Annotated in this window: 16 protein-coding genes; 5 read left to right on the top strand and 11 right to left on the bottom strand. The window is 55.7% G+C overall.

Annotated elements, in window-relative coordinates; genetic code table 11:
• Positions 1 to 2: 2 nt before the first annotated feature.
• From K1718_RS09035 to K1718_RS09020, 4 genes are all read right to left on the bottom strand, one after another.
• Positions 3 to 503 carry a thioredoxin domain-containing protein gene (locus tag K1718_RS09035; RefSeq protein WP_152500617.1) on the bottom strand — a complete coding sequence of 167 codons (501 nt, stop codon included), beginning with the start codon at positions 501 to 503 and terminating at the stop codon, positions 3 to 5.
• A gap of 30 nt (positions 504 to 533) precedes the next feature.
• The gene (locus tag K1718_RS09030) at positions 534 to 1,208 is read right to left on the bottom strand and encodes a L,D-transpeptidase (protein WP_265683948.1); all 675 of its coding nucleotides are present in this window, start codon (positions 1,206 to 1,208) and stop codon (positions 534 to 536) included.
• Positions 1,209 to 1,229: 21 nt separating this feature from the next.
• Positions 1,230 to 1,808 (bottom strand): L,D-transpeptidase, encoded by a 579-nt coding sequence (locus K1718_RS09025; protein WP_152500615.1) that lies wholly within the window; start codon positions 1,806 to 1,808, stop codon positions 1,230 to 1,232.
• 65 nt (positions 1,809 to 1,873) lie between these two features.
• On the bottom strand, positions 1,874 to 2,200 hold the full coding sequence (locus K1718_RS09020) for a hypothetical protein (protein ID WP_265683946.1): 327 nt from the start codon (positions 2,198 to 2,200) through the stop codon (positions 1,874 to 1,876).
• A gap of 476 nt (positions 2,201 to 2,676) precedes the next feature.
• Between K1718_RS09020 and K1718_RS09015 the strand changes: the two genes are divergently transcribed.
• Both K1718_RS09015 and K1718_RS09010 read left to right on the top strand, forming a co-directional pair.
• Complete coding sequence (locus K1718_RS09015; protein WP_173005935.1) at positions 2,677 to 3,150, top strand: DUF3775 domain-containing protein; 474 nt, start codon at positions 2,677 to 2,679, stop codon at positions 3,148 to 3,150.
• A gap of 390 nt (positions 3,151 to 3,540) precedes the next feature.
• Positions 3,541 to 4,500, top strand: a complete 960-nt coding sequence (locus tag K1718_RS09010; protein WP_265683942.1) for an acetyltransferase domain-containing protein — start codon at positions 3,541 to 3,543, stop codon at positions 4,498 to 4,500.
• Here the strand turns inward: K1718_RS09010 and K1718_RS09005 are convergent.
• Both K1718_RS09005 and K1718_RS09000 read right to left on the bottom strand, forming a co-directional pair.
• Entirely contained in the window at positions 4,488 to 5,885 is a 1,398-nt protein-coding gene (locus K1718_RS09005) for an FAD-dependent oxidoreductase (RefSeq protein ID WP_152500612.1), read from the bottom strand. The two genes, K1718_RS09010 and K1718_RS09005, sit on opposite strands and share 13 nt — an antisense overlap.
• Positions 5,886 to 5,977: 92 nt before the next feature.
• Entirely contained in the window at positions 5,978 to 6,865 is an 888-nt protein-coding gene (locus K1718_RS09000; protein ID WP_265683937.1) for a choline/ethanolamine kinase family protein, read from the bottom strand.
• A 40-nt stretch (positions 6,866 to 6,905) separates the two neighbouring features.
• Between K1718_RS09000 and K1718_RS08995 the strand changes: the two genes are divergently transcribed.
• Positions 6,906 to 7,196, top strand: coding sequence for an Rdx family protein (locus tag K1718_RS08995; RefSeq protein ID WP_152500610.1), 291 nt, complete (start codon positions 6,906 to 6,908; stop codon positions 7,194 to 7,196).
• Between the two features lie 88 nt (positions 7,197 to 7,284).
• On the opposite strand, the gene K1718_RS08990 is transcribed toward K1718_RS08995, so the two are convergent.
• A complete protein-coding gene (locus K1718_RS08990; protein ID WP_152500609.1) occupies positions 7,285 to 8,520 on the bottom strand; it encodes an alpha/beta hydrolase in 1,236 nt (411 codons plus the stop codon).
• A 66-nt stretch (positions 8,521 to 8,586) separates the two neighbouring features.
• Here K1718_RS08990 and K1718_RS08985 point away from each other — a divergent pair, with 66 nt between their 5' ends.
• Positions 8,587 to 9,057, top strand: coding sequence for a MarR family winged helix-turn-helix transcriptional regulator (locus K1718_RS08985; RefSeq protein ID WP_152500608.1), 471 nt, complete (start codon positions 8,587 to 8,589; stop codon positions 9,055 to 9,057).
• A 127-nt stretch (positions 9,058 to 9,184) separates the two neighbouring features.
• Here the strand turns inward: K1718_RS08985 and K1718_RS08980 are convergent, their stop codons facing one another.
• From K1718_RS08980 to K1718_RS08970, 3 genes are all read right to left on the bottom strand, one after another.
• Positions 9,185 to 10,216, bottom strand: coding sequence for a fatty acid desaturase (locus K1718_RS08980; protein ID WP_265683933.1), 1,032 nt, complete (start codon positions 10,214 to 10,216; stop codon positions 9,185 to 9,187).
• Between the two features lie 298 nt (positions 10,217 to 10,514).
• On the bottom strand, positions 10,515 to 10,910 hold the full coding sequence (locus K1718_RS08975) for a carboxymuconolactone decarboxylase family protein (protein ID WP_152500606.1): 396 nt from the start codon (positions 10,908 to 10,910) through the stop codon (positions 10,515 to 10,517).
• The gene (locus K1718_RS08970; protein ID WP_265683930.1) at positions 10,858 to 11,340 is read right to left on the bottom strand and encodes a MerR family transcriptional regulator; all 483 of its coding nucleotides are present in this window, start codon (positions 11,338 to 11,340) and stop codon (positions 10,858 to 10,860) included. Before K1718_RS08970 ends, K1718_RS08975 begins: the two co-directional genes overlap by 53 nt.
• 211 nt (positions 11,341 to 11,551) lie before the next feature.
• Here K1718_RS08970 and betC point away from each other — a divergent pair, with 211 nt between their 5' ends.
• Positions 11,552 to 13,066, top strand: a complete 1,515-nt coding sequence (gene betC, locus K1718_RS08965) for a choline-sulfatase (RefSeq protein ID WP_265683928.1) — start codon at positions 11,552 to 11,554, stop codon at positions 13,064 to 13,066.
• Between the two features lie 29 nt (positions 13,067 to 13,095).
• Here betC and K1718_RS08960 read toward each other — a convergent pair whose 3' ends face one another.
• Positions 13,096 to 13,986 (bottom strand): hypothetical protein, encoded by an 891-nt coding sequence (locus tag K1718_RS08960; protein WP_265683925.1) that lies wholly within the window; start codon positions 13,984 to 13,986, stop codon positions 13,096 to 13,098.
• Positions 13,987 to 14,010: the final 24 nt, after the last annotated feature.

Genomic DNA, 14,010 nt, shown 5'->3' with positions numbered 1-14,010 from the left:
GCCTAACCCGCCAGAAGCCTCTCAAAGGCGACTTTCAGTTGATAGGAACCCTGCTGACCCTGAACGATGTCCTGCAGGTCACCTGCCTCGTCAAAGAGCAGAAGCGTGACATGCTGTGCACCATACCGGTTGGCAAATTCCCGGCCCTTCTGGGTCCTGATATTTGCAACCACATAGTCGATCTCCTGGCCCTCAAGCATGTCAAGCGCCTTGCGTGTCTCGCGCTGAAGGGCAAGGCACATGGAACACTGCGGATCATGTATCTGCACAATTGTCGAGACCCCGTTCCCAACACGCTCGAGATCATGCTCGTGCATGGTCGTCATGACGTTGTCGGCGAAAACGTAACCCGTTCCCCCCAGGACTGCCGCGCCTATGGCAACGTTGCGAATAAGCCGGAACATGCCGCGTCTGTCCATGTCGGCGCCTGAAGCAGATTGAGTGGAGGCCACAGCTGACGCGCGCTTGGCCTTGCGATTGGTGCTTTTCCGTTGTTTCTTCATCGGTCACCTGTCTGAAAAATGTCTTTGGTGTCAGATCACGAGGATGCCCGCGCCCGAGCGCACGCGGTCGTAGAGATCGATCACATCCTGATTGACCAGCCGCACGCAGCCCGATGACACGGCTCGGCCGATCGAGGCCGTTTCATTCGTGCCATGCAGCCGATAAAGCGTGTCGACATTGCCCTGGAAAATGTAGAGCGCTCTCGCTCCCAGCGGATTTTCAAGACTTGGCGCCATGCCACCGTTTCTGGCACTGTATTTTTCAAGTTCCGGCTGGCGTGCGATCATCTCATCCGGTGGAGTCCAGGTCGGCCATGGGCGCTTCCATGCGATCCTTGCCCGGCCCGACCATTCAAACCCCTGCCGGCCAAGCCCGACACCATACCGCATGGCCGTCCCATCCGGCTCAACAAGGTAAAGGTAGAAACGGCTGGTATCGACCACCACGGTGCCGGGCTTCTCCTGGGATTGATAAGGCACCCTTTGTCGCCTGTACTGGGGCTTCAAGACCTTCGGGTCGACCGCAGGAAGCGGGAACTCCTCGTTGGGACGCGATCCGTAATTCAAGACGAATTCAGGATCGACGCGCGGTTGAACGGGGGTTGGTATGGGAGCCTTGGCCGTGGGTGCGCAAGCTGCCAGCGACAGTCCGGCAAGACCCAGCCCGCCCGACAACACCTGACGCCGTGTCAAAAATCTATTCATGTATTTTCGTCCGAACGTCTCTTAGAGAACCACAACACGAGTTCCCACAGGGACACGGTTGTAGAGGTCAACCACATGATCATTGATCATGCGAATACAGCCGTTCGAGACGGACCTGCCTATTGAGGATGGCTGGGTGGTTCCATGGATCCGGTAGTAGGTATCCCGACCGTTCTTGTAGAGATACAGTGCCCGGGCACCGAGAGGATTGTTGACACCGCCAGGTACACCATTGGCGTAACGCGCATATTTTTGCGGCTCACGACGGATCATGTTCCGGGTGGGCGTCCAGCTCGGCCATTCAGCTTTGCGCTGGATGATTGCCGATCCCTGGAAGGCAAGGCCTGCCTTGCCGACGCCGACGCCATAGCGCCGCGCGCGACCCCACCGTTCCATCAGGTACAAAAAGTGGTTTCGCGGATCCACGACAATGGTGCCGGGTGTGTAGTTCAGGGAATAAAATACCCTTTGGGGTGCATATTCCGGATTGAGTTTGAAAGTCTTCTTGAATTTGGCCGTGTGATGGGCACTGGCCACATCTGCATTTGCAACGACCAGTGCAGCCGCACCGCCGAGCAGCAGCTCTCTTCGATTGAACATCTGAAGTCTCCTGAAAAATCTGAATGTGCCGACCGGAAAACCGGTCAGGTGATCAAGACAGACTTTCAGGTATTTGGCGGACGGGGCTCGAGACGTCCCGAAACGGAACTCCGCCTGAGCGGCCGCGTCGTATCGAGACGCTCACGCGTCTCAAATGTTTCCAGCAGACCGGAGCCAATAACCGCCTTGCAGTCCGAAGACTTGCAATAGGTTGGTTTGGTGTCCGTTACAGCCTTGTCCTCGCAGCATTCGTCATCAAGCAGATCAGCTTCATCAACGACATAAACCGCGATTGCTTCGGGCGCCGCCTGATAAAGATCGACATTGCCGCGCGCAAGACTTTGTTGCGCGCCAGCCAAGAGAAGGCCGACAATGAGCAGAATCCGAAACATGACAGGAAGTTACCGGCGATTCCTGACAAAACCTATACAACCCACTTCACACTCCCGTGAGCAGGCACGCGTCTGGCGTGACGGCGCTCGACGAGGTCGCGCTAAACTTGGTCGACAAGTCTCTGGCTTTGGAGAAGCTGGGGTCCGACACGCATGCACCCCTCTGCATGAATGCCGGACCCCGAGCGCCCGGTCCGCCTCCGGAAAAAGGTTCTCGCCCAGCTTAACAAGCTTGACGTCAAATCCAAGCAGGAAACGCACCTCGCCGCATTGGCGTTGATCCCGGTCAAGGACAGAATTTTGCTCGTCGTGCAAATTAACCAATAGGCCGAAGTGTCTGCAAGACGGATTGGGTTTGCTGGCGCGGAGGAGACCAAAAATAATTCAAATCCCATTCAAGAGGATTTGGTTGCCGGGGATAACCTCGGGCAGAGACCATCTCAGACCGGGTGACGGCAAATACAGGAATTCGGAACATGACCATTGCCAACGATGAAAAGTGGATCGATAAAGAAACATCGGGTTTGTCGGAGGCAGCCATGGATATCGACCTCACAATTTCCGCGGATACGGTCCGCCTGTTCGCACAGAAAGCGCGCGCGGTCGCGTCCTCGATTCAGGACACGTTTGAGGACGGGCATGAAGGCGACGTGGAATTCGACGCTGACACCCTTGAAGAAAGCCACAGCCATGATGGTTTGGCCGAAGAAGAAAGCGACGACCTTTCAGACGAGGAACTTCGTGAACTGATAGAGGACCTCAACGTCGACGAGGCAGCGAACCTTGTGGCCATCACCTGGATTGGTCGCGGTGACTTTGAAGCTGAGGATTTCGATCAGGCCGTTGCGGAAGCCAAAGACCGGGCTGTCGGATCCACTGCCAAGTATCTCCTTGGCATGCCACTTCTTGCCGACTACATGGAAGCAGGCCTGGACGCACTTGATCTTTGAGCCTGCCAGCGGCCTTCAAAAACTTCCCTAGGGTCAATAGCCGAGCTGTGATTTTAGCGCCTACTCCACAATTAAACGGTTTCCTTGGGAAAACCGGTTGAAGAAGCATTTCTTGTCTTTCCCCAGGCGCTCGATTGTCGCAGTGTCGTCAGTGGTGATGGGAGCAGGGAGCTGAGTGCAATGCTACAAGACCCGACGAACCGTGATGCATTTACAGTTCATCGACCGTCTCCGTGGCCATATGTCGGAGGCATGATGGCAGCAACTGCTTTGATCACGACATTGGTCATCGCATTCAGCAGCTAGACAACCCAACAAAATCCGAACTTTGTTGTCAGGCGGTCCCGGTTTCTAGAACCGGATGACCAGGTTTCTGTCCGGAAAGTACTTATGACCACGAAGCGATTGGCCGTGCTTGATCTCGCCCGTGGCCTCGCTGTGGTCGCCATGGCGATTTATCACTTTTCCTGGGATCTTTCCTGGTTCGCGTTCGTCGACTGGCCTGTGTCTCAGGGAACAGGCTGGCGAATATTCGCAGCTTCCATTGCCGGCAGCTTTCTCTTTCTTGCTGGGGTCAGCCTCGATCTGGCGCACAATGACCGCATTCGCTGGCAGGCATTCGGGCGGCGGCTTGCGATGATTGTGGTAGCTGCTGCGGCTGTTTCACTTGTGACCTATTTCACCTTTGGCGATAGTTTTGTGCGTTTCGGTATCCTGCACTCGATCGCATTGGCCAGTCTCATAGCCCTGCCCTTTACCAGGGCTCCACTCATACTTGGTGCCGGCGCGTCCATCGTGTTTCTGACGCTGCCTTTGTGGGCAAAATCTCCGACCTTCGATGGCTCGCTCTGGCTATGGACCGGGCTCGGCACGGCTGGCTACCCAAGCGTTGACTACGTTCCTATGGCGCCCTGGACAGGGATCACGCTCGCCGGCCTTGCCGTTTCAAGAACTTTTCGTGCACTCAAACTCTGGACCAGATTGTCTGAGTTTCGCCTGAACAGCTCCTCGGCAGGTATCATTCGTTTAATGGGACGCCATTCATTGGCAATTTACCTGCTGCATCAACCGGTGCTTTACGGGCTTGTGTGGTCAGCGGCTGCAATCGGACCCGATATGGATCGGTCAGGTAAAGCATTCGTCCGTAATTGCTCACTGGCATGCGAAGACAGTCTTGGAACACCTGGCATCTGCCGGTCCGCATGCAGCTGTACGCTTGAGCAAATGAAATCGGACAACATATGGGACGCCCTCCAGGAGGATCCGCAGAACCAGTCTTTGCGCAGCCGAATGAACACAAGCTACGCCCAATGCCTTGCCGATGCCGAGCTTGCTCCTCAGGACGACTGAAGCGCGTGATCGCACGCCCTGAAGGCAAGCGCGAGGGCAGTCAATGTGGGGTTCACGGCGACAGGTGCCGGAATGAGGCCTGCACCAGCCAGATAGAGATTGTCGAAACCGTGAACCTTCGCGTTGCGGTCGGTGACACCTGACGCGCCTTCACAGTCCATCCGACACGTCCCGACAAGATGCGATGTGCCTGCCGGCACCCAGACGGGTTCTCCCCCCTTCCGCCACGGGCCAAGCTTTTCACCAAGGTGACGAATATCTTCTTCCAACCGCTGCATCTGTTTGCGGTCATCTTTCGAATACGAATACGTCACCGAGACGTTGCCGTCATCATGGAAGGAAAGGGAATTCCCTTCATTGAACTCGACAGGCAAAAAAGCTTGGAATTCCAGCAATCGGTTCGGATTGTCGACCTCTTCCACAACGGGCAGCGGACACGTATCCCGTAACACCTGAATATGCCAGGGCGCGTTCTCGGTCGGGGCAACCCAATATCTGGGTGGAACATCATCGCGAGCAGGCGTGGATGCCAATTCGGGAGACAACACAAGTTGCGCGAAATGGAGCGCATGGAAGGAAAAACCACGTCCAAGGGCATCGGGTCTGATGCCAGACTTGTGGAGCAATCGCGGAGTTCCGAGTGCACCGCCTGCAATCAGGATAATACCTGCGCTCAAGACCCGGTCACTGGCATCGCCCGTCCGGACTGCCACACCGGTCACCTTGCCGTTTTTGGTCAGTAACTTTTGCGCAAGCGCTGGCGCATAAATCCTAATCCGTTCAAGAACTTCGCGGTCGACTGCGGTCAACAGATCTGCCGTGCCGGCGAAATGCAGTCCGCCACCTCCTGCGCGGTGGCCCGAGAACGGCAGGCTTTGAAGCGTACGCCCCTCCTCTCGAAGTCCGGGCAACAGGCGCTCCTTGATGTTTGCACCGACCCGAGAGCCAGTAGCGGCATCAATCGTGACCTGAAGAGCCGTTTCCGCTTCACTGTAATAGTCATTCCACTGAGCGTCACTAAGGGCGTCAAAACGTTCAAACACCGAAGCTCGCGGGCAATTGTTGGTCCACAAGACGCCTTGGCCGCCAATCGCGGCTGTGTCGGCAATTCCCGGCAGGACAGCGTCCTGATCCAGCGCCATGATCGGTTGCAAGAAGGGATCTACGGCTCCAAAAAAGGCATCGGGATCCTGTTGGAACTTGGGTTTATTGCGAAGATGAAAACCGGGCGGCTCCGTAACCGCCTCCCCCTGTTCAAGCACAGCGACACTTAGCCCCTTTCTTGCAAAACGGATCGCACAAGAAACGCCGATCGGGCCGGATCCGACAATGACGACGTCAGCCTGCGTATCTGTCGTCTGATTGGGCAGATCTAGAATTCGCATCGACCATTTTCCTCCGGCCCCCGGCAAGTCTGTGGCACTGGAATGGTAGCACTATCTCCACGCTGGGCAATCCAACTGTTTCAAGCAATAGCTCAACTCAGCTGGTCGATGTGCCGCAAGGCACGTGCGCAACGTCGGCTTGCAAAATCGCAAAGGTTACGCGGGTTTTCGAGTGCCCAAAGTGCCGATATGACGTCACAGCGAACTTTCATGAAAAGAAGGTCGCGCTCTGTCCAGGATGCTATCAGTGAAGTGCCGTTCCGATATGCCGTGAGGAAGGCCTGCTCCTGGGGAGGCGTAAAGTTCATTTCCAACGCAGCATAGGCGATATCCCAAAGGGGGTGCGCCATCGCGGAAAACTCCCAATCAATGAAAAGGAGGCTCCCGGAGCTGCTTAGACAGTTACCGGGCGAAACATCCCCATGACTGGGTACCAAAATGTCGGTGTTCAACGGGTCGATTGACCTTTGCACAAACCTCAGCACGTTTGAAAGTTCAGGAACCTTCGCCGTGACATCGTCAATGCTTCCTGGGCTCCTGATCTGTGCGGCAAGCACTCTGTCTGGATCCAGAACGCCCTGAAAGGTGAGCTTCGAACCGTGCAGCGCGGCAAGTTTCGTTCCCAGTTCTTCGACAAACGCTGTTGGAGCAAGGTCTTCTTCTTCCTGGGCACGTGTGACAAGCACACCGTTTTCAGGATCACAATAGACGGCGGGCAAGGCGAGACCGATCTTCGCCGCAAGCTCCATATTGTGCGCTTCTGCGATCCGGTCCACGGTTCCGACCACCGACGGACCAGGCACTCTTACGAAAAACCACCCATTTGAAGTTTCTGTCCGAAAGACCCTGTTCGTCAGCCCTGCTGCCGGCATGGATGAGATGATTTCTCCCAGCACCGCTCGCAGGTCAGCATCCCGGGCCGAAAGCAACAGGAGGTCGGGCGCAACGGCATCTGGTGTTCGAGAGGAGGACTGTGGCACAAGCTTGAATAGATCATTCTGAGAGAGGTATCAGGACGCTATGGCCAACGTCCCTTCGCCCCATATCATCATCACCTATTGCCGCCAATGCAATTGGCTGTTGCGCTCAGCCTGGATGGCGCAGGAAATTCTGACAACATTCTCCGAAGAAACGGGCACTGTCTCACTGGTGCCGGACACTGGCGGAACCTTTACGATCACCTGTGAAGGACAAACCATATGGGATCGAACAACTGATGGCGGATTTCCAGAGGCCAAGATCCTGAAACAACGATTGCGGGACCAGCTCTGGCCTGAAAGAGACCTCGGTCATTCCGACAAGCCCAAATGAAACGAATAGTCGCCGGCAAATAGGGTCTCCAAACACGGCAAGCCTGGCACAGGTCTTCTCATGCCAGGCAGCTGATATGAGGACCCGGTCAGCGCAGATTATCCTGGATCCAACTTGCAGCCATTGCTTCTCGGGAGTCACGTTCGGGGCAATGGCCGGGCGTATCGTAGACAACACGTTTGACATGCGTTCCGCGTGACAGAAGCTCATCAACATCTGAGAGCGGTGCGACGGGATCATCATTTGTCAAAATCGCAAAGATTGGCGTCTCCACCTGGGGCACCTCATAGAGACCCTGCTGCTTTAGGGACAGAGTCCTTGCAATTGCGGAAATGTCCTCAAATCCTGCCCCAGGTTCCAGTCCGAAACGGGTACGCACCCCATCCATGGTGTATTTCGGAAAATGCGCATACGCCTGAGGTGGTGCCATGAGAGGGCTGTGTATCGGGCCACACATGTAGATGACACCAGCCAGATTCAGTTCCGGGCGGGCAATCCACGCACGTGCGGCCGGGTGACCACCAAAAGAAGCTCCTTGAACGAAGAGGTTCTGGGCATCAATTTCCGGCAATGTCTTGAGATGCTCGACAGCAGCGACGTGCAGTTTGTCGAGATCGGGACTGAACCGCCATTCCGCAGATTCGCCCATGCCCGGCAAGTCCAGCGACAACATTGCAATTCCACGAATGGAAAGCTGCTTTTCGAAATATGGCAGAAGCTCTTCCTTTGCGACATCCGATCCCATGGAAACCACCACTGCAGGAGCTGGTCCATCGGTGGCCGGTAAATGCAGCCAGGCTTTGAAAGAGCCTTCTTCGTAGGGAACCTCGATTTCCCGAATGAGGAGCTCGTGGTGTTCTGCAAGTGCCCTGTAGCCCACATGCGCAAGATCCAGCGCAGCACGTTGCAGCGGGTCATCGGTGTGAGGTGAAGATGCTCTCAAAAAATAGGTAACAGCTGCTCTGTACCTTGCGACCGCATCGGCTGAGTTGCCGTTTTGCGCAAACGCCTCCCCCTCGCGCATTGCCTGTTCGCCTGCTGCGCGCCACTCGACAATCCAACTTCCTTCCCCCTGATAGGCCGGATCATCGGGAAGGTCTCGGTCAGCACTTGCTGCCGCGATACGGCTCAGCACTGCTTCGATTTCCCCTCTGTCTCCCCCGATGTGCACCCAACTGTCGGGTTCAACCGGATGATACCAGTTGCCTTCTTCGGGCGCTCGAAAGCGTGTGCCGTCAATCTCCTGTGCCCCAGCCTGACCACTGCCCAAAAACACCGCTGCACAAAAGAGCGCACCACAAATCTCATAGCCAAAACGCATCATTGCCTCCTTATTGTCAATCTTAGTTGACAATTGACAATGTGGTGATGGCTGCGGAAGCTGTCAAGCATGAATGACAAAAAGCCGACTCAACCTCCATTTGCCAGCATTCGCGGCTTGGTCTTCGACCTGGCCGAACAGCTGGACAAACGCATGATTGAGTTGCGTCAGGGGACGGGTTTGGATGCCGCCCGCCCCGCAGATGCCAATTTATTCATGATGATCTGCCGCAACCCTCGGACAATCTCTGAATTGGCGCGGGATAAAGGCATCAGCCGCCAGGCCGTTCATTCCGCAGTATCCAGACTGGTGGATCTGGGCGCGCTCAGACTGGAGCCTGTCCCGGGCAGCAAACGCGACAAGCTGCCGGTTCCGACGGAACTTGGTCAGGAAGCACGTGTCAAAGTGGCTGGTTTGTTGAAGCAGATGGAAAGCGAGTTGGAGGAAGCCGTGGGAACGGATGACCTCGAAAGACTGCGCGCACTCTTGATCAAACTGGTCGCCACACAGAAATCCAAAGACGTCCAAGGCAAACGTTGATCAGAAATCGGCCCGCAATCCCTTCCCATGAACGGAGTTGCGAAGACGACCAAAGCCTAGACTGCGAAACCTCGAAGAAGGCGGATCGTGAACTCACCGGACCGGAATTTGTGCCTCTTGGATCCTGTTACGGCAGAGCACGTGCCTGCGAAAATGACAACAAGCGCCTGGAGTCCTCGTCCCAAAGCCGAAGCCGCAAGCTGCTCAGGCTTTGCCGGATCGTCATGCGGTTTCCCTCGGCGAAATAGTCATGATCTCGAAGCACTTCAGGCAACCGGTAAAAGGGAATCCGGCTATTGAGGTGGTGGACATGATGAATGCCGAGATTGGCGACGGCCCATTGCAGAACCGACGGCAACACATAGTAGGAGCTGCCGAATAGCGCAGCCTCGTGCAACTGCCAGTCAGCCTCGGCGTCCCAGTGTGTTGTTTCGAACTGGTGCTGAACATAGAACAGCCAGACACCGACCGTTGCGGCAAGCAAGGTCGTCGGAAGGAAGATCAGCAGGAGCGGTGCCCAACCGCCAATCGCAAAGACAATCGCAAGACCTGCAAAAATAGCGACATTTGTCGCCATGGCGCTGACCCAGAACTTGGTATTCGTCATGAAGCCGAAGGGCAGCCGGTTTTCCAGATAAAACGTGTAGGCAGGCCCGAGCCCGAACAACACCAGCGGTGAGCGATAGATCTTGTATTTCAGCTGATTGCCTGGCGTCATGGCTCTGTATTCAGCCACGGTCAGCGTATGAATGTCGCCCATACCGCGTCGGCCTAGGTTTCCAGACGAACTGTGGTGTATGGCATGTGCCCGCCGCCAGACGTCGTAGGGCGTCAGTGTCAGGACACCAAGGATCCTGCCAAGCCAATCGCTCATGAAACGGCTTTTGAAGAACGATCCGTGGCCACAATCGTGCTGGATCGCGAAAAGGCGCACGAGAAATGCCGAATTGACCAGGGCGATCGCCACAGTGAGCCAGTAACTGACCCCCATGGCCCACCAGGCCAGCGCCCACAGGAGCACAAAAGCACCAAACGTAACGGCAATTTCAAAGGAACTGCGCAAAGTGCTGGGTTCACGGTAAGACGCAAGAATGGTCACCCAATCCTTTGGCGCTCGCATTTCCGGCTCAGCGCCAGCAGCATCGGGTTTTTCGAACATATACCTGCTTCTTATGATTTCCCTTCCTACATAGACAGATACTGGGCTCTTGCAATGCTACAATGTGATATCCGGGACAATTCTTGGGCATTAAGCGATTTAAGCAACCTCACCTTGTCGGAATTATTTGCTCAACTTGATGCTTTCACTTCAATTGCAATCCTCTGAGCTTCCGGCAAACACCATCTGCCTGGCCGATTGGCGACTCCAGATGGAGCCGCCATTGGTCAGAACTCGCCGAAAGCAACGAACCAAAGGGCCAACGGCTTTCAGGTAACGAGTGGTTTTCAGAACGCTGCTACGCCTGGGTTGCGCTGATCCCGTCTTGCGCGTCAAACACCTCACGGGCAGCATTCAGCCCGTTGATTGCAGCCGGCAGACCGCCATAGACAGCCATCTGCCAAATCGCTTCCAGGATTTCACCGCGCTCCGCACCAGTTGCCAAAGTGTGTTCGATATTGACTTTCAACTGTGGTCCAGTCTGCCCGCCGAGCACTGTCAGCGCAGCAATTGTACAAAGCTGGCGGGTTTTCAGATCAAGTCCGGGGCGCGCATAGTGACGCCCATAGGCCCATTCGATCAGACTTTCTGCAAAGTCCGGCAACAGGTCGTCATACCGGTCGCGCAGGACCTCTTCCAGGTCAGGGTTGAGATTTTGCGTCAGCTGACGCCCGCGTTGAAGTGCTGTGGTCACAAGACTGGTCCTTCACTACTGGCTGCGAGCCGTGTTCGGTCCGGGCACAGCTTTCGAAAGCCGGATCGACGGTCTCGCCCGCCTCCATTTTTCGGTAAAGTTCAACTTTATCGTCCAGAACATCCAGCATCTCAGTCAACCTGGCGATATCACGGGCCACCTTGCAGCGATGTGCTTCCAACATTTCACGGCGCTCGGTCAACGACGCTCCGCCTTTCGTGCGCAACTCCGCATATCGCAATCGGTCCCTGATCCCCATGCCGGTCGCCTTGAGCCGGTCGAGAAAGTCGATCCATCTGAGGATGGCCTCGTCATAAACCCTCCGGCCGCCGGCATCCCTCAGGGCACGCGGCAACAAACCGATCTTTTCGTAATAGCGCAAAGTGTCGGTCGAAAGTCCCGATTTTGCTGCCAAGTCACCAATCCGCATGTCTGTCTCCGAACGGAACGATTTCCTTCACCTACCGGTTGGAGTGCACTCCAGGTCAAGCATTTTTTGAACCATTGCCCCTGCGCCCTGTAGCGCAGTGTCGGCCCCGTTGAGTTTCATGTCGATTTTAATTGATCGACCAATCAAAAAAAGCGCATCATCAATTCGAGCGACACACTCCCGGGCAGCGGCGAATGAAGAGGAAACGGGCATGAGCGGCAAAAACATTCTCATCCTGATGGTTGATCAGCTGAATGGAACGCTGTTCCCCGACGGGCCTGCCGATTTCCTTCATGCTCCAAATCTTAAAAAGCTGGCAGAAAAATCCGTCAGGTTTGAAAACGCCTACACGGCCTCACCACTATGTGCTCCGGGTCGCGCAAGTTTCATGTCTGGTCAGTTGCCGCGCCGAACAAGGGTCTATGACAATGCGGCCGAATTCGCGTCCGACATCCCGACTTACGCCCATCATCTGCGCCGGGCCGGATACACAACCTGTCTCTCGGGCAAGATGCACTTCGTCGGACCGGACCAGATGCATGGTTTTGAAGAACGCTTGACCACAGACATTTATCCGGCGGATTTCGGTTGGACACCGGACTACCGCAAGCCTGGAGAACGTATCGACTGGTGGTACCACAATATGGGTTCGGTCACCGGTGCAGGCGTAGCTGAAATCTCGAACCAGATGGAATATGACGATGATGTCGCGTTTCAGGCCGTTCGCAAGATCTACGACTATGGCCGTGGAAAATATGACCGGCCCTTTTGCCTGACAGCGAGCTTCACACACCCGCACGATCCTTATGTCGCTCGCAAGAAATACTGGGATCTCTACGAAGACTGCGAGCATCTTCTGCCCCCGGTTCCGGCGATGGACTACGAGGATCACGACCCGCATTCCAAACGTATCTTCGATGCCAATGACTGGCGCAGTTTCACCATCACCGAGGACAATATCCGCAGATCGCGGCGCGCCTATTTTGCAAATATTTCCTATTTAGACGACAAGATCGGCGAAATCCTGCATGCACTGGAAGCGATGGATCTAACCGAAGACACGACCATTCTCTTCGTGTCCGACCACGGCGACATGCTTGGCGAACGAGGGCTCTGGTTCAAGATGTCCTTCTTTGAGGGGTCTTCACGCGTTCCACTGATGATCGCCGACAAGGACCTGGCCGCTGCACATATCAAAACACCTGTCAGCACGTTGGATGTGCTGCCCACTGTCTGTGACCTCGGCGGCATCGACATGGACGAGATCATGCCGTGGACCGACGGCGAGAGCCTGGTGCCACTGGCAAGTGGCACAGAACGTACGTCACCGGTGTTGATGGAGTACGCTGCAGAAGCCTCCTATGCACCGCTTGTCGGCATTCGTGAAGGCGAGTGGAAATACATCCATTGCGAACTCGATCCGCCGCAGCTTTTCAACCTGTCGAACGATCCGCACGAACTCAACAATCTCGCAACAGATCCGGACCATGCGGATATCAGTGCCCGTTTCGCTCAATCCATCAGAACGGGCTGGAACATGGCTGCCTTTGATGCGGAGATACGACAATCCCAGGCCAGGCGCTGGATCGTCTATGAAGCTCTGCGGAACGGCGCCTATTTCCCCTGGGACTACCAGCCACTCCAAAAAGCTTCGGAGCGCTACATGCGCAACCATATGGACCTCAACGACGTGGAAGAATCCCAAAGGTATCCGCGCGGAGAGTGATGAATTTTTCAGGTTTCTAACGTTCGGTCCTACTGCTCGGCAAAAATCTCATACCCGGCAGGCAATGGTTTGCCGGCGCGTTCGGCTTCGGCTTTCAGGCGGTCGAGCAGGTCCTGCCGGCTGTCCTCAAAACTGGGCATGACACCGGTTGCAGCAAAAGCCATCCGTTCCAGACCGATGCCGCCAACTTCAGCTGCCGATTTCGACTGCCCGGACGGTGTGATCCCGATTTCCGCAATCTCAAGGTGCCCTACCGGAGGATAGGCAAGTCCATCTTCCATGCCCGCACTCAATGGATAATGGATACTCACCGTCGGGTATCCGGGGCTCGCTGGATGCCCCTTTGGGGCAAAGTAGCCGGACCCGTCACCTTCGGCGCGAGCCTCGTCCATTGGCCTCAGGAAGGTTCGACCGGCCCGGACCAAGTCGTTTGTTTCCGCGAAGGGAGCAAAAACATCTGTCGAAACAAACACCATCCGGGCAGGATCAAGCTTGGCGTTTTCAACCAGGAAAGACAACAAGGCGGCAAACAGACTGCCTTGCTCTAAAGGGGCCGATTGGCGGATGCCGCAGATTGTAAAAAGGGCAAGAACACCGGTTTCATTGCGACGCGCAATATCTTCCAATCTCGAGGCTGGCTGGACAAACAGGCTGTTGCCGGAAACAGGAACTTCCAAAGTCTCGTCATATCGCAGACCGCCATTGAAGCTATCGCCTGTCAGCAGCCCGAGTGGCTCCGTCGTTTTGTAGCCCAACTGGCCGAAATGTGACCGAAACTCCGTTTCAAGCGAAACAGCCGCTTCTGTGGCACCGAAGGCAAATCCTGTTCCGGCCGTCAGGCCGGCAGCTCCGGCAAGCGACAGCTCCAGAACGGTTCTACGGGAAATCTGCTTGGTCTCGCTTTTCGTCATCTCGCTCAATCGCTCTCGCCGGGTCTATCCTGA

The organism is Roseibium porphyridii, assembly GCF_026191725.2.
GTDB classification, from domain to species: Bacteria; Pseudomonadota; Alphaproteobacteria; order Rhizobiales; family Stappiaceae; genus Roseibium; species Roseibium porphyridii.
Note: the sequence above shows the minus strand (reverse complement) of the source record. Positions and strands in the feature narration are given on the sequence as shown.

Coding starts and splice junctions, on each gene's coding strand:
- K1718_RS09035 (WP_152500617.1), bottom strand. CDS start 503: ATGAAGAAACAACGGAAAAGCACCAATCGCAAGGCCAAGCGCGCGTCA.
- K1718_RS09030 (WP_265683948.1), bottom strand. CDS start 1,208: ATGAATAGATTTTTGACACGGCGTCAGGTGTTGTCGGGCGGGCTGGGT.
- K1718_RS09025 (WP_152500615.1), bottom strand. CDS start 1,808: ATGTTCAATCGAAGAGAGCTGCTGCTCGGCGGTGCGGCTGCACTGGTC.
- K1718_RS09020 (WP_265683946.1), bottom strand. CDS start 2,200: ATGTTTCGGATTCTGCTCATTGTCGGCCTTCTCTTGGCTGGCGCGCAA.
- K1718_RS09015 (WP_173005935.1), top strand. CDS start 2,677: ATGACCATTGCCAACGATGAAAAGTGGATCGATAAAGAAACATCGGGT.
- K1718_RS09010 (WP_265683942.1), top strand. CDS start 3,541: ATGACCACGAAGCGATTGGCCGTGCTTGATCTCGCCCGTGGCCTCGCT.
- K1718_RS09005 (WP_152500612.1), bottom strand. CDS start 5,885: ATGCGAATTCTAGATCTGCCCAATCAGACGACAGATACGCAGGCTGAC.
- K1718_RS08995 (WP_152500610.1), top strand. CDS start 6,906: ATGGCCAACGTCCCTTCGCCCCATATCATCATCACCTATTGCCGCCAA.
- K1718_RS08990 (WP_152500609.1), bottom strand. CDS start 8,520: ATGATGCGTTTTGGCTATGAGATTTGTGGTGCGCTCTTTTGTGCAGCG.
- K1718_RS08985 (WP_152500608.1), top strand. CDS start 8,587: ATGAATGACAAAAAGCCGACTCAACCTCCATTTGCCAGCATTCGCGGC.
- K1718_RS08980 (WP_265683933.1), bottom strand. CDS start 10,216: ATGTTCGAAAAACCCGATGCTGCTGGCGCTGAGCCGGAAATGCGAGCG.
- K1718_RS08970 (WP_265683930.1), bottom strand. CDS start 11,340: ATGCGGATTGGTGACTTGGCAGCAAAATCGGGACTTTCGACCGACACT.
- betC (WP_265683928.1), top strand. CDS start 11,552: ATGAGCGGCAAAAACATTCTCATCCTGATGGTTGATCAGCTGAATGGA.